General features: G+C 69.5%; 19 protein-coding genes. 8 read left to right on the top strand and 11 right to left on the bottom strand.

Translation table 11 applies throughout. From position 1 onward, the window contains the following. Window positions 1-60 precede the first annotated feature (60 nt). From C265_RS00910 to C265_RS00885, 6 genes are read right to left on the bottom strand one after another with little or no spacing between them, the layout of a single operon-like run. On the bottom strand, window positions 61-909 hold the full coding sequence (locus tag C265_RS00910; RefSeq protein ID WP_010810169.1) for a polysaccharide deacetylase family protein: 849 nt from the start codon (window positions 907-909) through the stop codon (window positions 61-63). After that, complete coding sequence (locus C265_RS00905; RefSeq protein WP_099045593.1) at window positions 906-3,305, bottom strand: MMPL family transporter; 2,400 nt, start codon at window positions 3,303-3,305, stop codon at window positions 906-908. The genes C265_RS00910 and C265_RS00905 overlap by 4 nt, the downstream gene beginning before the upstream one ends. 20 nt (window positions 3,306-3,325) lie before the next feature. Further along, on the bottom strand, window positions 3,326-3,925 hold the full coding sequence (locus C265_RS00900) for a LolA-related protein (RefSeq protein WP_010810167.1): 600 nt from the start codon (window positions 3,923-3,925) through the stop codon (window positions 3,326-3,328). 24 nt (window positions 3,926-3,949) lie between these two features. Further along, complete coding sequence (locus C265_RS00895; protein WP_010810166.1) at window positions 3,950-4,924, bottom strand: acyltransferase; 975 nt, start codon at window positions 4,922-4,924, stop codon at window positions 3,950-3,952. Next, the gene (locus C265_RS00890; RefSeq protein ID WP_010810165.1) at window positions 4,918-6,633 is read right to left on the bottom strand and encodes an AMP-binding protein; all 1,716 of its coding nucleotides are present in this window, start codon (window positions 6,631-6,633) and stop codon (window positions 4,918-4,920) included. Before C265_RS00890 ends, C265_RS00895 begins: the two co-directional genes overlap by 7 nt. A 49-nt stretch (window positions 6,634-6,682) precedes the next feature. Then, window positions 6,683-7,417: an acyl carrier protein gene (locus C265_RS00885; RefSeq protein WP_037023329.1), complete on the bottom strand. Its 735-nt coding sequence runs from the start codon at window positions 7,415-7,417 to the stop codon at window positions 6,683-6,685. 267 nt (window positions 7,418-7,684) lie between these two features. Here C265_RS00885 and C265_RS00880 point away from each other — a divergent pair, with 267 nt between their 5' ends. Both C265_RS00880 and C265_RS00875 read left to right on the top strand, forming a co-directional pair. After that, complete coding sequence (locus tag C265_RS00880; RefSeq protein WP_010810163.1) at window positions 7,685-7,945, top strand: phosphopantetheine-binding protein; 261 nt, start codon at window positions 7,685-7,687, stop codon at window positions 7,943-7,945. Window positions 7,946-8,000: 55 nt separating this feature from the next. After that, a complete protein-coding gene (locus tag C265_RS00875; RefSeq protein ID WP_010810162.1) occupies window positions 8,001-8,855 on the top strand; it encodes a glycosyltransferase family 2 protein in 855 nt (284 codons plus the stop codon). A gap of 71 nt (window positions 8,856-8,926) precedes the next feature. On the opposite strand, the gene C265_RS00870 is transcribed toward C265_RS00875, so the two are convergent. Together C265_RS00870 and C265_RS00865 are read right to left on the bottom strand one after the other, a co-directional pair. Further along, the gene (locus tag C265_RS00870; protein ID WP_010810161.1) at window positions 8,927-9,103 is read right to left on the bottom strand and encodes a glycine zipper 2TM domain-containing protein; all 177 of its coding nucleotides are present in this window, start codon (window positions 9,101-9,103) and stop codon (window positions 8,927-8,929) included. A gap of 143 nt (window positions 9,104-9,246) precedes the next feature. Further along, window positions 9,247-10,194, bottom strand: coding sequence for an NAD(P)-dependent oxidoreductase (locus tag C265_RS00865; RefSeq protein WP_256333578.1), 948 nt, complete (start codon window positions 10,192-10,194; stop codon window positions 9,247-9,249). Between the two features lie 230 nt (window positions 10,195-10,424). Here C265_RS00865 and C265_RS00860 point away from each other — a divergent pair, with 230 nt between their 5' ends. The 3 genes from C265_RS00860 to C265_RS32445 all read left to right on the top strand — a co-directional run bounded on the left by C265_RS00860 (window position 10,425) and on the right by C265_RS32445 (window position 12,358). Continuing rightward, a complete protein-coding gene (locus C265_RS00860; RefSeq protein WP_010810159.1) occupies window positions 10,425-10,676 on the top strand; it encodes a helix-turn-helix transcriptional regulator in 252 nt (83 codons plus the stop codon). Window positions 10,677-10,678: 2 nt separating this feature from the next. Beyond that, window positions 10,679-12,034 carry a type II toxin-antitoxin system HipA family toxin gene (locus C265_RS00855; RefSeq protein ID WP_010810158.1) on the top strand — a complete coding sequence of 452 codons (1,356 nt, stop codon included), beginning with the start codon at window positions 10,679-10,681 and terminating at the stop codon, window positions 12,032-12,034. 153 nt (window positions 12,035-12,187) lie between these two features. Next, window positions 12,188-12,358 (top strand): hypothetical protein, encoded by a 171-nt coding sequence (locus C265_RS32445; protein WP_010810157.1) that lies wholly within the window; start codon window positions 12,188-12,190, stop codon window positions 12,356-12,358. A 131-nt stretch (window positions 12,359-12,489) separates the two neighbouring features. On the opposite strand, the gene C265_RS00845 is transcribed toward C265_RS32445, so the two are convergent. Then, window positions 12,490-13,425 (bottom strand): LysR family transcriptional regulator, encoded by a 936-nt coding sequence (locus C265_RS00845; protein WP_011617376.1) that lies wholly within the window; start codon window positions 13,423-13,425, stop codon window positions 12,490-12,492. Between the two features lie 187 nt (window positions 13,426-13,612). On the opposite strand from C265_RS00845, the gene C265_RS00840 reads away from it, so the two are divergent. Continuing rightward, complete coding sequence (locus tag C265_RS00840) at window positions 13,613-14,581, top strand: 3-hydroxyacyl-CoA dehydrogenase family protein (RefSeq protein ID WP_010810155.1); 969 nt, start codon at window positions 13,613-13,615, stop codon at window positions 14,579-14,581. After that, on the top strand, window positions 14,578-15,459 hold the full coding sequence (locus tag C265_RS00835) for a 3-keto-5-aminohexanoate cleavage protein (RefSeq protein ID WP_037023323.1): 882 nt from the start codon (window positions 14,578-14,580) through the stop codon (window positions 15,457-15,459). The genes C265_RS00840 and C265_RS00835 overlap by 4 nt, the downstream gene beginning before the upstream one ends. Window positions 15,460-15,481: 22 nt before the next feature. Here the strand turns inward: C265_RS00835 and C265_RS00830 are convergent, their stop codons facing one another. Beyond that, window positions 15,482-15,715 (bottom strand): hypothetical protein, encoded by a 234-nt coding sequence (locus tag C265_RS00830; RefSeq protein WP_010810153.1) that lies wholly within the window; start codon window positions 15,713-15,715, stop codon window positions 15,482-15,484. A gap of 273 nt (window positions 15,716-15,988) precedes the next feature. Here C265_RS00830 and C265_RS00825 point away from each other — a divergent pair, with 273 nt between their 5' ends. Next, window positions 15,989-16,309 carry an H-NS family nucleoid-associated regulatory protein gene (locus C265_RS00825; protein WP_010810152.1) on the top strand — a complete coding sequence of 107 codons (321 nt, stop codon included), beginning with the start codon at window positions 15,989-15,991 and terminating at the stop codon, window positions 16,307-16,309. 113 nt (window positions 16,310-16,422) lie between these two features. On the opposite strand, the gene C265_RS00820 is transcribed toward C265_RS00825, so the two are convergent. Further along, on the bottom strand, window positions 16,423-16,866 hold the full coding sequence (locus tag C265_RS00820; RefSeq protein WP_010810151.1) for a hypothetical protein: 444 nt from the start codon (window positions 16,864-16,866) through the stop codon (window positions 16,423-16,425). Window positions 16,867-16,988 lie beyond the last annotated feature (122 nt).

Raw genomic sequence — 16,988 nt, 5'->3', positions numbered from 1 at the left:
GGGGGAACGAATGGAAGGAATCTCGGAAGGCTGTGCCAATTGTAACAAGCCGCCGCTCACTCAGGCTGTCGGCACGGCCGCGCGCAGCGTGACGCAGCGCAGGCCGGCGCGTTCAATGGCAGCGAGCAGGCCCGGCAGCACGGTGGTGCAATGTGCATTGCCGGCGGCATCGGTGCCGGGATTGCCGTCGTGCAGCAGCAGGATGTCGCGCCCGGCGAGCGTGCCGGTGAGGCGCTGCGCCACGCGCCCCGCGTGGTCGCCGCAGCGGGTATCGAAGCCGCGCCGGGTCCAGGCCGCAAGCTGAAGCCCGAGCCGGCACAGCACCGGCTCAAGGAAGGGATTGCGCAGCCCCGCGGGCGCGCGGAAGAAGCGCGGCGCCTGGCCGGTGAGGTCGGCCAGCACCTGCTGCGCGGCACCGATGTCGCGCAGCATGCGCCCGGGACCGAACACCGAGAAGTGCAGCCGGTGGTACATGCTGTGGTTCTCCACGGCGTGGCCGCGGCCGACGATCTCGCGCACCAGTTCCGGATGCGCCGCGGCGCGCGCGCCGACGCAGAAGAAGGTCGCGCGCGCGCCGTGCTGATCCAGCATGTCGAGCACGCGCGGCGTCAACGCCGGGTTGGGGCCGTCGTCGAATGTCAGTGCCACGCAATCATCGGCAGAGGGCGGCAGGCGCAGCACATTGGGGCCAAGCCAGTGGCTGCGCGGCCACAGGCCGGCGGCGCACATTGCCGCATGGGCGGCACCAACGCCGGCCAGCGCCATGCCCATGGCCTCAGGGTGCGCCAGCATTGCGCCGGCGGCACCCAGGTGCACGGCGGCGGCGCCGTAAAGCAGCGGGGTGGGGCGCCAGGGGCGGCTGTAAGAGGTGCCGCGCAAGGCTACGCGCGGTGCGGGATACGAATTCATGTTGCACTCTTGGCTGTGTCTGGCGCCGCGGGGCGCGCCAGGATCGCCGAAAACCACAGGGCCAGCACGGCCCCTGGACCTACTGTCAGGCCGAAGGCCTTGAGCAGCGGCAGGCTCGACAGCGCCAGCAGGCCGAAGGCGGCCACCGTGGTCAGGTTGGCCAGCAGCAGCGACACCAGCGTATGCGGTGAAGCGCCCGCCACCTGGCTGCCTGCAGCGGGGCCGTTGAAGAATAGCGCGTAATTGGAGCCCACGGCCATCAGCAGCAGCAGGCCCACCAGGTGCAGCAGCGTCAGCGGCTGGCCGAGCGCTGCCAGCCCGCCCAGCACCACCAGCGCCGCCGCGGCCAGCGGCAGCACCGTGGCCACGACGCGCCGTGCCGAGCGCAGCGCCACGGCCAGCAGCACGATGATCGCCAGCAGGCCGGCCAGCGACAGCAGCAAGGCCTCGCGCAGGTAGCCGGTGTAGAGGCGGTCGGATTCGCCCTTGAGGTCGACGAACAGCGTGTCGGGAACGCCGGCCCGCGCCACCGCGGCCCGCACCGCGCCGGTGTCGACGCCGTCGGCCGCGCCGGTGCTTTGTTGGGCCGGTGCGCGCAGCGGCAGCGTGGCGCTCCAGCGCCCGTCGCGCTGCGCCAGCAACGCATCGACAGCCAGCGCCATGGAGGTGCCGCGCAAGTCCTCGCGCCGCAGCAGCGCACCGGTGCGCGCGGCCTCGGCCTGCGCCAGGAAAGGCGCGAACAGTGACGCGCGCACCGGCTGCGTGGCGATGGCGGCGCCCAGGCGCTGCGCCAGCTCGTCGGGCGGCGGCAGGCTGGCCTGGCGCTCGCGCTGGGTCGCCGCGCTGGGCAGGTAGCGCGCCGGGCTCTCGTAGCCGCCGATGAAATTCTGTGCCACCAGCGGGTCCAGTTCACGGGCCACGCGCTCCGCGCCCTGCAGCACGGATTCCTGGTCCGGCCCGGACAGCACCACCAGGTAGCGCACGTCGGGCGCGCCAAGATCCTCGCGCAACCTGGTATCGAGGGCCTGGTCGCTGGCCGACACCGGGCTCAGCGCCTGCAGCTCGCGGCCCCACAGCGTGCCGCGGTGCATGACCAGCACCGTGGCGGCTGCCACCACCAGCACGAGCACCAGCCAGCGCAGCCGGTGCGCGCGCGCCGCCAGCCACTGCAGCCGGCGGCCCAGCGGTGCCACGTCGCGCAGGTGCAGCGTGGCCGGCACCAGCTGCGGCAGCACGAAGCGCGTCACCAGCGCCGCGGTCGCCAGCCCGGCAATCGAATACAGCCCCAGCTGCGCCAGCCCCGGAAAGCCCGACAGCAGCAGCGAGGCAAAGCCGCAGACCGAGGTCAGCACGCCCAGGCGCACCGTCGGCCAGAAGCCGCCCAGCCAGGCGCGCTCGTCGCGCCGGCCGTCGCGCGTGTACTGCGCGGACTGCACGAACAGGTAGATCGAATAGTCGACCGCCTCGCCGATCAGCGTGGTGCCGAAGCCCAGCGTCAGTCCGTGCACCGAGCCGCCGAAGCCCAGGCTGACCGCGGCAATGCCCGCCAGCGCGCCGCTCAGTACCGGCACCAGCCCCAGCACCAGCAGCGGCACCGAGCGGTAGACCAGCAGCAGCAGCGTGACGATGATGGCCACGCCGATGGTCGACAGGCGCTCCACGTCATGGCGGATGGTGTCGCGTGCATTGACGGAGAACACGCCCGGCCCGGTCATCGCCAGCTGGTACTTGCCAGCGATCGCAGCCTTGGCAAACGCCTCGCGCACGGCCCCGATGGCTTGTGCCTGCGCATCCGTGTCAGACCCCGCGGCGGCGGTCTGCGCCAGCAGCACCGCGCGCTTGCCGTCGCGCGACGCCCAGGCGCCGGCGTGCATGGGCACGCGCTGCCCGGCATCCAGCTGTGCCAGCATCGCGGCCACTTCGCCGGTGGGATCACGCGGCAGCAGCGACTTGGTGAAGAGCCCGGCGGACGAGGCCAGCAGCTCGAACGATTCATTCAGCGCCTGCGCCAGGCCGCGTTCACTGAAGCGCTCGGGCGTGACCGCGGGGCTGAGCAGGTAGCGGTGCGCAAACACGTATTGGCGGTCTGCATCCTGGTTGACCGGCTCGCCGTTCTGGATCGCCGTGAAGCGCGGGTCGCCGCGCAGCTGTGCCGCCATGGCACGCGACACCGCGGCGCGGCCATCGGCATCGCCGCCTTCGATCCCGACCAGGACCAGGCGCGATACCAGCCCGTCGCGCAGCTGGTTCACCAGCAATTGCTGCTCGGCGCTGGGCAGGCGCGGCAGGAAGGCCGAGAGGTCGGCCGTGAAGGTGGTGCGGCTGATCACAGCCGCGCAGGCGAGCATGGCGAAGATCCACAGTGCCAGCGCAAGCCGGCGCATCGCTGGGCGCATCGTTGCGGGCGGCGCTGCGCTCATGGGCGGCCGGCAGGTCGGATCTTCATCACCGAGCGGTCGCCGTCGGCCTGCCGGATCTCGACGCGGTCAAGCACATCCAGGCTGCCGTCGATGCGCACCTGGCTGACCACCGCGGCCATGCGCGAGTCCGCCGGAGTCAGTGTCAGCGTCCAGCGGCTGGCACGGCCTTCCAGGCCGAGCTTGTAGTAGCGCTCAAGCGTCTGGCGGTTGCCTGCCAGCGTGCCGCGGATGCTTTCGATAAAGGCAGCCAGCTCGGGGTAGTTCTGCAGCGGCATGGTGTAGCGCTTGCCGTCGCGCTCGACCGTCAGCATGTCGCCGTCGAGCACCATGTTCTCGGCCTTGGGCGACAGTGTGCGCTTCTCCAGGTGGTCGGGCGCCGTGAACAGCAGCTCGCCGGACGACTGCACCGGCTTGTCGACTATCGCCAGGTACTTGGTCTCGGTGAACAGCACGCGCCCAGACTTGCGCTGCGCCAGGGTGGACATCAGCTGGTCGACGCCAAATGTGGCGGCGCCGGACGGCGTGGCCAGCGCAAGCATGGCGCCGGCCAGCAGCATCGACAGCAGGAAGCGGAAAGGGCGTCTGGAAAGGGGCATCAGGGGCTGCTCAGGGCTCGCGGGTCATGGCTCGTTGCCCGGCGGCGGCTGTTCAGACAGCGGCGGGCCGGCGTGCCAGAAATCGTAGAAGTTGAACCAGTTGTACGGGGCGCTGCGGCAGAATTGTTCCAGCAGGCGCACGTATTCGGCCAGCGCGGTTTGCACGGCTGCCTCGCGCTGGCCGCGTGCGGTTTCGGTGAAGTCGGCCAGCGGCACGAAGTGCACATCGTAGCGGTTGCCGCCGCGGTACAGGCCGGTGATGAAGAACACCGGCCGGCGCAGCATCGCCGCCATGCGTAGCGGGCCGGTCGGAAGGCCGGTCGGCGTGCCGAGGAAGCTGCACTGCTGCACCGGGTCGGTGGCGCGTTGCGACAGCGTGCGGTCGGCCAGCATGCCGATCATGTAGCCGCGGTCAAGGTAGTCGCGCACCCGCAGCATGGTGTCGAAGCGGCCCAGCGCGATCACGTCCTGGCGCATCGCCGGGTTGATCGACGTCAGCACGTCATTGAGCTTGTGCGCGTTTTCCTCGTACATGGTGATCGCGACTTCCATGTCCGGGTGCCGCCGCCCGAGCGCGCGCACCACCTCGAAGCTGCCCAGGTGCGCACCCAGCAGGATTGCGCCGCGGCCGCGCGCCATCGCGGCTTCCAGCTGTTCCTCTCCGTACAGGCGGATATCGAACAGGTCGAAGCGGCCGTTGAGCAGGTAGATGCGGTCATGGATGGTCGAGGCGAAGGTGAACACATGCCGGTAGCCATCGATCCAATTGGCATCGCGCCCGAGGGCGCGGCCCATGTAGGCGCGCGAGGCATGGCGTGCCGCCGGCGCGAACAGCATGAAGTACGCCGCAATCCCCCGCAGCACCACGCGCCCGACGGGGCGGCCGAGTGCCAGCGAGATCCACGTCATGACGCGCAGCAGCGTGATGCTGCCGCGCTCCTGGCGGCGCGACCATTCGGATTCCAGCGGCGGCTGCCGCCTCCACAGCCAGCTCAGCATGCCGATGCCCCCGCTTGCGTCGCGGCACCGCGCACCTGCAGCGTGCCGCTGGCGACATCGCGTCCGGCGCTGCGCAGCGTGAAGCGGATACTCACGCCGCCATCGGCCGCTGCGTCGGCCTGGTGGAGGATCTCAACGCGCTCGCCCGGGGTCACCGGGCTCAGGAACTTGATGGTGCCGGCCTCGGTCACGGCAAGGCGGCGGCCCATTGCAATGCCGAGTGCCAGCACCGCGTGGTCCAGCAGCACCACCCCCGGCACGATCGGATGGCCGGGAAAGTGGCCGGCGATGGCCGGGTGATCGGCGTCGATGACAAAGCCGGGCCTTGCCACGCTATCGCCGTGGTGCGCCCCGGCAAGCCTTGCGACCAGCGCAGCCAGGGCTTCACGCGGCAGCTTGCCGGCGGCATTGCGCGGCAGGCTGTCGGCAAAGAGCAGCGGGCGTGGCAGGAAGGCCGGGTCGATGCGCGCGCGCAGCGCCTGCTGCAACTGCGCCGGGGCGACGCCTGGCGCCACTGCCACGGCCACCAGCCGCACCACGTGGCCATGCGTGTCGCCTTCGTGCGCATCATCGGGCATGAAGAACGCACCGTCGCGCACGCCGTCGATGGCCGTGAGCTGGTGGTTCAGGTAAGCCAGCGAGGTGCGCTTGCCGGCGATATTCAGCATGTCGGCCTTGCGGCCATGAAGCAGGAAGTGGCCGGCATCCAGCGGCGCGATGGCGTCGCCCAGCGGCACCGGCTGCTCGATATGGCCGCCTTCGGCCCAGGTCTCGGCACCGCCGGCGCCCTGGCGTGCCTGCAGCCGCACGCCCGGCACCAGTGTCCAGGCATCGGCCTGCGCGGTGCGGCGCGTGGCGATCTGGCCGGTCTCGGTGCTGCCGTAGATCTCGCACAGCGCAGCGCCGAACAGGGTCTCGGTCTCGCCCGCCAGCTGGCGGCCAAGCGGGGCGGTCGCGCACAGCACCAGGTCTGCCGGCGGCATCGCCATGCCCGACTGCACCAGCGTGCGCAGGTGCACGGGCGAGCTGACCAGCGCACGCGGGGCCGGCACCGAGGCGAGGGCATCGCGCACGTCGGCAGGATAGAAGGCCGGGGCCGCCACCAGGGCCGCGCGGCCCTGCAGCACCAGCATGACCGTGGCCTCCAGCCCGAACATATGCTGCGGCGGCACCGTGCCGACCACGGTCCAGGCACGCCCGTCCAGCAGGCCGAGCCGCTGTGCCGCGGCCTGTGCGCACCGGGCCATCGCGCCCCAGGTCTTGCGGTGCGGCACCGGCGTGCCGGTCGAGCCTGACGTGAACACGTACGCCATGACCTGGGTCGCGGCAATCCGCGGGATCTCGACCGGCCCGTCCGTGGCCGCGCCGCGCAGGCCGTCGTGATAGTGGAAGGCGGGCATGGCGAAGGCCGCGTCAGGCTGGTCGTGCAGGCAGAAAGCGTCCGGGGCAAAGTCGGCCAGCTGGCGCACCATCTCCGGCGTATGCGATGGCGGCAGCAGGGTGGCCTTGCCCGCCAGCAGCGCGGCGCACAGGCCGACGGTGAAGTTGTAGCGGTCGGTGCAGGCGTTGAATACGTGCCTGCCTGCCGGCAGCGCATCGGCCAGGCTGGACGCATCTGCCAGGAACTGGCGCACGCTGACGGGCCGTCCGTGCGCCCAGGCGATGATGTCTTCGGGCGAGGCATGCGTGACGATCGGGAGCATGGTCATGGGACTGAGCCTGTGCCTGTTGCCAGTGTAGGGGCCGGTTTGCGGCGCGTCAGCGCGGCAAACCGGGCCGGCCCGCACGGGCAGCCATGACTGCGCGATAGCCATGCACCGCGTCCAGCAGGCCGCCGTGGGCCATGCCCGGGAACGCAACGCGGCGGCACACGGCTTCGCCCACGAACATCAGCGCGATCAGCAGCGGCGTGGCCAGGTTGGCGAAGCTGGACCAGGTCGCCACCGGCGCGAGCACGAACAGCAGCGTCGATACACCTACCATCGCGGCAAAGAACAGCGTCCAGGCCTGGGTCACGCGCAGCGTGTAGCGCAGGTGCGCGGGGGGCAGCTGGCCATGGATTGCCGTCGCGATCTGCGTGCACAATGGCGTGTGGCCGGGACGCAGGCTCAGCGCGAACATCACGCCCAGCGCGGCATTGGTGCCGGCGTGCTGCAGGAAATAGGTCCAGCCGAAATGCGCGGCCAACGGCATGCGCCAGATCCACAGGGCGGCGCAGGCGGCCAGCAAGGCGGCCATTGCGGGCAGGCGCCCCCAGGTGCGGAGGCAGGCAAGGAAGCCGATCAGCAGGAACGGCGCCGCCCCGAGCCATAGCGCGGCGACTTCGGCACCTGGCTGGTGTGCCGCATGGTGCAGGGCGGATTCGTAGGCGACAAAGGCGGCCACCGCTGCAATCCAGCCATGGCGCCGGCCTGCCGGCACGGCATCCTGCCGTACAGGCGTGGCTGGCGCGGCGGGCGTGGAGGGGCGGTCGAATTGCTGGCTCGATGGCATCTGCGAGGGTATATTGTGTGTAGCGTAAGTCGCTTAGTGCACGGCGTTGCCGGAAATGACGCCGCATGGTGCGCGAAGCGAACGCTTTATACCCCAAAAGACCGGCCCGACGTGGTGATGATTCCCAAAAGGCCTGCCTTTGTTGTTACTAAACTTCTCTCAACTGGCTGGGATTTGCCCCTTTTGATAGCATCGGTTGCCCTGCCATGCGGCCTGGACAACCTTGCCCGGACCCATGCCGCAGCGGCATTCCAGCCACCTAGCGACATGACCGAACTCGAAACCGAACTTGCCCGCCTGATCATCGACGAACTCGAAATTGCCGAGCTACGGCTGGAGGATATCAACGCCGCCACGCCGCTCTATGGCGAAGGCTTCGGGCTGGATTCCATCGATATCCTCGAGATCGCACTGCTGGTGTCGCGCAAGTACGGGGTCGAACTGCGTTCGGACAACCCCGACAACAAGACCATCTTCGCCTCGCTGGGCAGCCTGGCCAACTATCTGGCGGAACACCGTACGCGCTAGTTCGGCAGCCGCACCCAACCTTCCCCCCTTTCCAAAGCCAGGACCGGAGCACGACATGCCGCAGCAAGCCATGCCCGGGCCCGCACTGGTAGCCGGCGGCAGCGCCTGCCCGATGGGTGACGCCGAGCCGTCCGCCACGCACCTGGTGCTGATCCCCAGCTATAACCCCGGCGTGCGCCTGCATGAGGTGCTGCGCGCGGCGCGCGCCGCCTGGACACCGGTCTGGGTGGTCGTGGACGGCAGCACCGATGGCAGCGACCAGTGGCTGCTGGCGCAGGCAGCCACCGATCCCGGGCTGCGCGTCCTAATGCTGCCGCACAACCAGGGCAAGGGCACCGCGGTGCTGCATGGCATCGATTCCGCCGCCGCGGCCGGTTTCACGCATGTGCTGGTGATGGATTCGGACGGGCAGCACCCCGCGCACCTGATTGCGCAATTCATGGCGATATCACAGCGCAACCCGGGCGCCATGGTGCTGGGCCGGCCCGTCTTCGACGCCAGCGCGCCGCGCGAGCGGGTCTACTGGCGGCGCATGTCCAACTTCTGGGCGGATGTCGAGACGCTATGGGCGGGCATCGGGGATTCCCTGTACGGCTTTCGCGTCTACCCGATCGCGCCGCTGCGCGCCGTCATGCGCGAGAGCCGCTGGATGCGTCGCTTCGACTTCGACCCGGAAGTGGCGGTGCGGCTGTGCTGGCGCGGCGTGCGCCCCATCAATGCCGACGCCCCGGTGCGCTACTTCGGCCAGCGCGAGGGTGGGGTGTCGCACTTCCGCTATCTGCGCGACAACCTGCTGCTGACCGGCATGCACCTGCGGCTGCTGGCCGGCTTCGTGCTGCGGCTGCCTGTCCTGGTGTGGCAGCGGCTGCGGCGGGCGGCCGGCGACGCGTCGTGCCGGCCGAAAGCCTGAACCCGCAAAAGAAGCAGAAAGGCCGCACGAAGCGGCCTTTCTGCTTGTTGGGCCCAGGGGCCAGGGTTCGCTTACTTGCCCAGTTCGTGACCAATCACGCCGCCCACCACGGCACCGCCGATGGTCCCGGCGGCGCTGCCGTCAGTCAGCTCGTGTCCGGCCACGCCGCCGGCCACCGCGCCCGCCGCCGTACAGCCGGCCAGCGCCATGCTTGCGCTTACCAGTAGTGCACCTGCGAGTTTCCACATGATGGTCTCCTGCATCGTTGGCGGGCCAGTTGCAGGCAACCGGCCCCATGTGTCCAGCTTAGGCCCATGCCGGGCAGGGGCCTCTCCGAGACACGCCGATTGCGCTGTAGGAATCGGACGACGCAGGTGGCGCAGCGGTGGCGTCAGGCGTCGCCGGCGTGCTGGCGCAGGCGCTTGATCAGCGAAGAAGTGTCGGCGCGGCCGCAGCCCATCTGCTGCAGGTCGGCATAGAACTGGTCGACCAGCGCCGTCACCGGCAGGCCGGCGCCGTTGCGGCGCGCCTCGTCCAGGCACAGGCCCAGGTCCTTGCGCATCCAGTCCACCGCGAAGCCGAAGTCGAACTTGTTGTCGATCATGGTGGGGCCGCGGTTCTCGAGCTGCCATGAGCCGGCCGCGCCCTTGCTGATGACGTCCAGCACCAGGCGCATGTCCAGCCCGGCGCGCTCGCCAAAGGCGATGGCCTCGGACAGGCCCTGGATCAGCCCGGCGATGCTGATCTGGTTGACCATCTTGGCCAGTTGCCCGGCGCCGGATTCGCCGATGCGCGTGACGGCGCGTGCGTAGGCGGCAATGACCGGTTCGGCGCGCGCATAGGCGTCGGCATCGCCACCGCACATGATGGTCAGGATGCCTTTCTCCGCGCCGACTTCGCCGCCGGAGACCGGGCCGTCGACAAAGTGCAGGCCGTGCTCGCGCGCGGCGGCGTGGAGTTCGCGCGCCACGTTGGCGCTGGCGGTGGTGTGGTCCACGAAAATGCAGCCGCTGGGCGCGCTGAAGAAGGCGCCGTCATGCCCGGTCAGCACCGCGCGCAGGTCGTCGTCATTGCCCACGCAGGAGCAGACCACCTGCGCATCGCGCACGGCCTGTGCCGGCGTGGGAGCCGCTTTGCCGCCGAACTTCCCGACCCAGGCCTGCGCCTTGGCGGCGGTGCGGTTGTACACGGTGACCTCGTGCCCCTTGGTGGCGAGGTGGCCGGCCATGTGGAAGCCCATGACGCCCAGTCCGAGAAATGCGACACGCATGCTGCTGCTCCGTTGCTTGTATGTTTGGGATCGGTGAGGCGCGGCCCCGTTTGCGTGATGCCACGCCAGGGTCCTCCGCCGGCGGGACGGCTGGGCCGCCTCCGGCCCCAGAGTATACGGGGGCGCGGGGGCGGGGGACAGATACAGAGCCCGGCACGATGCTGCGTTACAGAATGCGGCTTCGGGCACATATAGTCATGACATCGTTAAATAAAAAATACCTATGAGATAGGTATTTGAAAATACCCATGTTGTTGCTAATATAGAAATACCTATCATATTGGTATTCCATCGGCACGATGAAGCAAGTCGTCTCCACTCCCTGGCAGCTTGGCCAGATCCTGCAGGCAGCGCGCAAGGCGGCCGGCCTGAACCAGACCGAGGCCGCCGCGCGGCTGAATGTCAGCCAGAGCCGGATGTCGCACATGGAGCTGAACCCCGACACCATCAGCGTCGACCAGTTGCTGGCGCTGGTCGGCGCGCTCGGGCTGGAATTGGTGGTTCAGGACCGGGCCACGGGGGCCGCCGAGGTGTCCGACGTGGCGTGGTAATCATGGCGGCACGCAGGTCACGTACGCCGGCGCTGTCGGTCTGGGCCAACGGGCAGCGCGTGGGCACCTGGCGCCAGCCGTCCGGTACCGGGATGGAACTGGAATACGACGAGGACTGGATCCGCTCTGAAGCCGGGCGGCCCCTGTCTCTGTCGCTCGGGTATGGCCTGGGCAACCGGCGCGTGGTGCGTGGGGATGCCGTGCGCAACTACTTCGACAACCTGTTGCCGGACAGCGAGGCCATCCGGCGCCGGTTGGCGCTGCGCTTCCAGACCGGCTCGGTGGAAGCCTTCGAGCTGCTCGCCGCCATCGGCCGCGATTGCGTGGGCGCGGTGCAGATCCTGGGCGAAGACGAAGCGCCTGCGGGCATCGACCGGATCGAAGGCGAACCGCTATCGGACGAGCAGATCGAGCGCTGGCTGGAGGATATCGTCGCCACCCCCGCGCTTGGGCGGCATGAGCACGACGACGACTTCCGCATCTCCATCGCCGGCGCGCAGGAGAAGACTGCGCTGCTGCGCCATGACGGCCAATGGCTGCGGCCGCATGGCGCCACCCCGACCACACATATTTTCAAGCTGCCACTGGGCCTGGTGGGAAACCGCAGGGCCGACCTGAGCACGTCGGTGGAAAACGAATGGCTGTGCCTGAAGATCCTTGCCGCCTATGGCTTGCCGGTGGCCGATTGCGAGATGCTGACGTTCGGCCGCCGCAAGGTGCTGAGCCTCACGCGTTTCGACCGCCAGCCTCATCCGTCAGGCAATTGGCTGCTGCGGCTGCTGCAGGAAGATTTCTGCCAGGTGTTCGGCCACAGCCCGCTGCAGAAATACGAGGCCGATGGCGGGCCCGGCATGATCGAGATCGCCACGGTGCTGCGCAACTCAGTGGCCCAGGCCGATGATCTGCAGACGCTGCTGGCCGCGCAGTTGCTGTTCTGGCTGCTGGCGGCACCGGACGGGCACGCCAAGAACTTCAGCATCCGCCTGCTGGCCGGCGGGCGCTACCGCATGACGCCGCTGTACGACGTGATGTCGATCTGGCCGGTGGTGGGCCAGGGCGCCAACCAGTTCTCCTGGCACAAGGCCAAGCTGGCCATGGCGGTCGCCGGCCGCAGCCGGCACTACGGCCTGCGCGATATCCAGCGCCGCCATTTCAATGCGATGGCACCGCGCTGTTTCCTGGGTGCCGATGCCGAGGCGCTGATCGGGCGCATCATCGCGCGGACCCCGGCGGTGATCGCCGAGGTCGGCGCAGCACTGCCCGCGGGTTTTCCGCAGAAGGTGGCGGACACGATACTGGAGGGTCTGCGGGCATCGGTGCAGCGGCTGGCAGAGATGCCGGCGCAGGTGGAGGGGTGAGCCCTGGAGAGGCTTTGCCGCCGGAGCTGACCGCCGCGCACAACACCACAAGGTCAGAACCCGCCTACGCCAGCTTCCGCCCTTGTCCTATCCCTTGCGCCTCGCGCCCTGCCTACATTGAAGCCAGGTTGCACCACCGCAAGGAGCCGACTCATGTCATTCGCGCTATACATTATCGGCCTGTTGGTCCTGGTTGCCGGCGTTGCCTGGGGCATGGAAACCGCTGGCCTCGCGCCCGTGTATATCGGTATTGCCTGCCTGATCGTGCTTGGCATCGGCATCATGGCGGCGGTCTCGCGTACCCGTACCAAGGATCCCTCCTGAGGGTTGCGGGCCTGGCGCCGTGCCGGGCCCGCCCTTGTTTTTCGTGACGCCGCGCAGCGGCGGGCGCACCAGGTTGGCTTGGAACCAGGCCGGCGTCGCCTGCGCGCCATGGCCAGCCAGCATCTACTAGTTCACCGGGCCGTCGTGTCCACCGTATCCTGGACGGGCGGACTCGCCAGCTGCGCGCGCACCGCCGCCGCCAGTTCGGCAGCCGCCGGCGACAGGCTGCGGTTGCGCGAGGTCACCAGCCCGATCGAGCGCTCGGTCACCGGCGCCGTCAGCAGGCGCTCGACAATGCCGGGCTGGCGCACCGTGCCGGCCGCGATCTCTGGCAGCGCGGCCACGCCGAAGCCGCATTCGACCATGGCCGCGATGGTGGCCAGGCGCTCGGCCTCGAATACCGGCTGGAAGCGGATGCGGTTCTGCAGGAAGGCCCATTCCGCGTACTGGCGCACGCTGCTCGGGTGCGTCATCGACACATGCGGCGCGCTGGCGGTATCGGCCCAGCGCAGCGGCCCGGGGCTGCGCGCGAGCGGGTGCGCCGACGGGATCAGCAGCACGAAGCGGTCCGACAGCAGCGGCTCATACTGCAGGTCAGCCTGTTGCGGATCGGCCGCGGTCAGCGCGAAATCCACGTCGCCGGCGCGCACCAGGTCGAAGGCCGGGCCGGAGAGGGTATCGAATACCTTCAGCGCCACTTCCGGGCGCGCCTGGTGGTAGGCCATCAGCACGCGCGGCAGCATGCGCGCCGCCAGCGAGGGCAGGGCCGCCACCGCGACCTGGCCGCGCTCGGCGCTGGCAATGCCGGTCACGGCGTCGATGGCGCCGCGGAACGCCGCCTGCAGCAGCGCGGCCTGCTGCATGAAGACCTGGCCGGCCGCGGTCAGGCGCACGTTGCGGGTGGTGCGGTCGAACAGGCGCACGCCGAGGGATTCCTCGATGCGCAGGATCTGCGTGGACAGGGCGGACTGCGACACGTGCAGCTGGCTGGCGGCCTGGCGGAAGTTGAGCGTGCGGCCAAGCACCAGCGTGGTTTCGATGTCGCGCATCGACAGGTTGATTTTCATCTGCGGCAGCGGGCCGGCGGCGTCCGCCGGCCGAATCACACGATCGATCTGATTTGTGGATCATTCTATCCATAGAATCGACTTCTTCAATCAAAGCAAGTTCTCTACACTGCCGGGATTCGTTGCCCCGCCATCAGGATTTGTAGCGATGGCGAGTGCGCGCCACGTCGCATCCCTGGGAGAACCTATGCCGAACCCGACCGCACCGGTCATCCTGAGCCGCCCCGGCGCCGCGCATGCGGTGGTGGTGGGCGGCGGCACCATGGGCGCCGATGTTGCCGTGGTGCTGACCCGCGCGCTGTGCCGTACCACCGTGGTCGAGCCCGATGCCGGCCGCGCCGGCGCCATGCCCGGGCGCGTGCGCGGCAACCTGGCCGCGATCGGCCGTGAACAAGGCGCGGAGCGCCTGGCGGTGGCCGCGACGCTGGATGCGGTGGACTGGTCCACCGTGGACCTGGTGATCGAGTGCATCCCGGAACAGCTGGACCTGAAGCAGGCACTCTTTGCCGAGCTGGTGCGGCGCGCGCGGCCCGATACGGTGCTGGCCAGCAACAGCTCCAGCTTCCCGATCAGCGCCATCGGCGCGGGACTCGACTCGCGTGCGCGCATGCTCGGCCTGCACTTCTTCATGCCGGCGCACCTGGTGCCGCTGGTGGAAGTGGTGATGGGCGATGACAGCGACGAGGCCTGTGCCGACGCGCTGATCGCCTTCATGCGCCGCTGCGCGATGGTGCCGGTCAAGGTGCGCAAGGACCTGCCGGGCTTTCTTGCCAACCGGCTGCAGCATGCGCTGTCGCGCGAGGCATTCAGCCTGATCGACCGCGGCATTGCCTCGCCCGAGGATGTCGATGCGGCGGTGCGCTTCGGCTTTGGCTTTCGCTTCCTGGCGGCCGGGCCGGTGCTGCAGCGTGACCACGCGGGCATCGACGTGCACGCGGCCGCCGGCGCCACCATGTACCCGACCTTCTGCAACGACGACCATCCGGCGCGCTGCCTGTCCGAGCGCGCCGCCGACGGCCGCCACGGCATGAAGCGCGGCGAAGGCTTCTACCAGTGGACCCCCGAAACCATTGCCGCCGAGCGCGCACGCTATGACAGCCTGCTGCGCGCCGGCCTGGCGCTGATCGCGCCTGAACTGCCCGAGATCGAGCCATGACCCGGACCCCTTCCCAAGCCCCCGTAGCGGCGGCCCGCGTGCCGCTGGCCGATGCGCCGCTGATCGTCACCGTGGCGCCCAACGGCGCCTACAAGCGCGCCAGCGACCATCCGGCGGTGCCGCTGACCGCCGCCGCACTGGCCGCTGAAGCGCGCGCCTGCCTGGATGCCGGCGCGGCCATGATGCACATGCATGTGCGCGATGCCGAAGGCCGCCACTCGCTCGACGTGCAGGCCTACCGCGACGCGCTGGCCGCGGTGAAGCAGGCCGTGGGCGAAGCGTTGCTGGTGCAGGTGACGAGCGAGGCCGCGGGCGTCTACCAGGCCGCGGAGCAGATGGCGATGGTGCGTGAGCTGCGGCCCGAAGCCGTTTCGGTGGGCCTGCGCGAAGTCGCCGTGCCGGACATCCCGGACAGCGAACTGGCGGCGTTCCTCGCCTGGCTGGCGCGTGAGCGCGTGATGACGCAGGTGATCCTGTATGACGTGGCTGATGTGCGGCGCTGGCAGTCGATGCGCGAGCGCGGCATGGTGCCGCCGGGCGCATGGTCGGTGCTGTACGTGCTGGGGCGCTATGCCGCCGGGCAGGTGTCGTCGCCGCACGACCTGCTGCCGTTCCTGCAGGCCGCGGGCGAGTCCGGCGACGCGTTGCCGTGGGCGATCTGCGCCTTCGGCCGCGAAGAGAATGCCTGCGTGACCGCGGCCGCCGCATTTGGCGGCCATGTGCGGGTGGGATTCGAGAACAACCTGCTGCTGCGCGACGGCAGCCGCGCACCCGGCAACCATGCGCTGGTGGCGCAGGCGGTGCAAGGCGGCCTGACGCTGGGCCGGCCGATTGCCGACGCCGCCGATGCGCGCCGCATCTACGGCGAGGTGCGCTGAGGCGCTGCCCGGCCGGCTACCGTCACGCGCCGTCGCTGAAGCTGTCGCGCGGGCCGTTGGGGTTATGCGCGCCGTCGGTAAAGGTGCTGCGCGGGCCCGTTGCGGCGTTCGCACCGTCCGTGAACGCGCTGCGGGTGCCGGTGGCGCTGTGCGCCCCGTCGCTGAACGGATCGGCACTGCGCGGTGCAGCCTGCGCAGTGCCGACCACGGCAGCAATAAGGGCGGTGGCCACAAAGACTTGCCTGAGTGCTTGCATGAGTCGCTTCTCCGTAAGGGTGCCGGCCCGAAATGGGCGGCGGTGAAGCAAGTCTAGGCAGCGCGTGCCCACACGAGCATGACCGGCACATGACATTGCTGTCACTCGGCAGCGGACGAGCGCGGCAAGCGCACGGCAATTGGCCGCGCGCCCACGACGGAAACGCAGCAGCGCCGGGCAAAGGCTGTAGAATCACGGCTATCCGACCGGCCTGCGGTTCCATCGCCGGTTTTTCATTGCCCGCGGAAATGCAGCGGGCCTCTCACGAGAGTCATGTCCGAGTCTGATTCAGCCAAACTCGCTGCGGTGGCGTGGATCCGCGAGCAAATGGACCGTCATGCCCTGACGTTCGACGATCTTGTCGCCGCCGGGTGCTTTGATCATGTTGCCATCGACGCCGGGCCTGAGCCGGCGCCTGACGCCGCGCCAGCCGTGGCCCAGCTTATCCCGCAGGCCGCCCCCAAGGCTGCCGCTGCGCGCCCGCTATACCGCAATGCGCTCGGCCAGAGCTGGGACGGGCAGGGCGAGTATCCGGACTGGCTGCAGCGGGCCGTGAACGCCGGGCAGTCGATCGAATTCTTCCGCGTCGAATAAAACGCGCAGGCTAAGACGCGCAGGCGGGACAATCCGCCGCGCCTTGCCGGCGCCAGGGGTATTCCGCAAAACGGAAGGGAAGCGATGTGGGCGCTGTGCCCGCTACGACGCGCTCAGCAGCGTGCGGGCAGCAGGCGTTCCAGCGGCTGGGTGCCGGTGAACACCGCCGGCGTGGCCATTGGCGCCGCGTGCGCCCAATGCACCAGCACCTCCGCAGGCAGTTCGCGCAGCACGCCGGACGCGGCCGATGGCTGCGTCTCCAGCGGCGTGGCGCCGTGGTCGGTCGCCTGCGGCGCATCGGCATCGTGCAGCTGCAGCGGATGGCCGCTGCCGGAAGGCTCGGCCATCACCTGGACCGCGCTGCCGCGGCAGGTGCCCGGGCCGGTGCCGTCCAGTGCCGCTTCCGCCTCCATTTTTGCGGCCGCATGCCGTTCCGGCAGCGACAGCCCGGCTGCCTGTACCGCGCTGCATACCGTGGCCGTTGCCGCCGCAGCGCCGGAGACGGGCAGCGCAAGCATGGCGAGGGACAGCAGCAGGCAATTCGGCAGGCGTTTCATCGGCGGGGGGCGGGCAGAATGGGGGAAAGGGTGGCGCAAACCGGCACGACGCCGGTGATGATCGCGCATTTTACCGGGGTTTTCGCCTGCATTGCCCTGGCATGGCGATGACATTTGTGAAA

Source organism: Cupriavidus sp. GA3-3 (assembly GCF_000389805.1).
In the GTDB taxonomy this organism is placed as follows: domain Bacteria; phylum Pseudomonadota; class Gammaproteobacteria; order Burkholderiales; family Burkholderiaceae; genus Cupriavidus; species Cupriavidus necator_D.
This window is presented reverse-complemented; position numbering and strand designations above follow the sequence as displayed.

What these genes read in the sequence shown, in the direction of transcription:
- C265_RS00860 (WP_010810159.1), top strand. Translation starts at nt 10,425, where the DNA reads ATGAAGCAAGTCGTCTCCACTCCCTGGCAGCTTGGCCAGATCCTGCAG.
- C265_RS00885 (WP_037023329.1), bottom strand. Translation starts at nt 7,417, where the DNA reads ATGCCATCGAGCCAGCAATTCGACCGCCCCTCCACGCCCGCCGCGCCA.
- C265_RS00825 (WP_010810152.1), top strand. Translation starts at nt 15,989, where the DNA reads ATGTCCGAGTCTGATTCAGCCAAACTCGCTGCGGTGGCGTGGATCCGC.
- C265_RS00830 (WP_010810153.1), bottom strand. Translation starts at nt 15,715, where the DNA reads ATGCAAGCACTCAGGCAAGTCTTTGTGGCCACCGCCCTTATTGCTGCC.
- C265_RS00910 (WP_010810169.1), bottom strand. Translation starts at nt 909, where the DNA reads ATGAATTCGTATCCCGCACCGCGCGTAGCCTTGCGCGGCACCTCTTAC.
- C265_RS00855 (WP_010810158.1), top strand. Translation starts at nt 10,679, where the DNA reads ATGGCGGCACGCAGGTCACGTACGCCGGCGCTGTCGGTCTGGGCCAAC.
- C265_RS00895 (WP_010810166.1), bottom strand. Translation starts at nt 4,924, where the DNA reads ATGCTGAGCTGGCTGTGGAGGCGGCAGCCGCCGCTGGAATCCGAATGG.
- C265_RS32445 (WP_010810157.1), top strand. Translation starts at nt 12,188, where the DNA reads ATGTCATTCGCGCTATACATTATCGGCCTGTTGGTCCTGGTTGCCGGC.
- C265_RS00820 (WP_010810151.1), bottom strand. Translation starts at nt 16,866, where the DNA reads ATGAAACGCCTGCCGAATTGCCTGCTGCTGTCCCTCGCCATGCTTGCG.
- C265_RS00835 (WP_037023323.1), top strand. Translation starts at nt 14,578, where the DNA reads ATGACCCGGACCCCTTCCCAAGCCCCCGTAGCGGCGGCCCGCGTGCCG.
- C265_RS00840 (WP_010810155.1), top strand. Translation starts at nt 13,613, where the DNA reads ATGCCGAACCCGACCGCACCGGTCATCCTGAGCCGCCCCGGCGCCGCG.
- C265_RS00905 (WP_099045593.1), bottom strand. Translation starts at nt 3,305, where the DNA reads ATGCGCCCAGCGATGCGCCGGCTTGCGCTGGCACTGTGGATCTTCGCC.
- C265_RS00875 (WP_010810162.1), top strand. Translation starts at nt 8,001, where the DNA reads ATGCCGCAGCAAGCCATGCCCGGGCCCGCACTGGTAGCCGGCGGCAGC.
- C265_RS00870 (WP_010810161.1), bottom strand. Translation starts at nt 9,103, where the DNA reads ATGTGGAAACTCGCAGGTGCACTACTGGTAAGCGCAAGCATGGCGCTG.
- C265_RS00845 (WP_011617376.1), bottom strand. Translation starts at nt 13,425, where the DNA reads ATGAAAATCAACCTGTCGATGCGCGACATCGAAACCACGCTGGTGCTT.
- C265_RS00900 (WP_010810167.1), bottom strand. Translation starts at nt 3,925, where the DNA reads ATGCCCCTTTCCAGACGCCCTTTCCGCTTCCTGCTGTCGATGCTGCTG.
- C265_RS00890 (WP_010810165.1), bottom strand. Translation starts at nt 6,633, where the DNA reads ATGACCATGCTCCCGATCGTCACGCATGCCTCGCCCGAAGACATCATC.
- C265_RS00880 (WP_010810163.1), top strand. Translation starts at nt 7,685, where the DNA reads ATGACCGAACTCGAAACCGAACTTGCCCGCCTGATCATCGACGAACTC.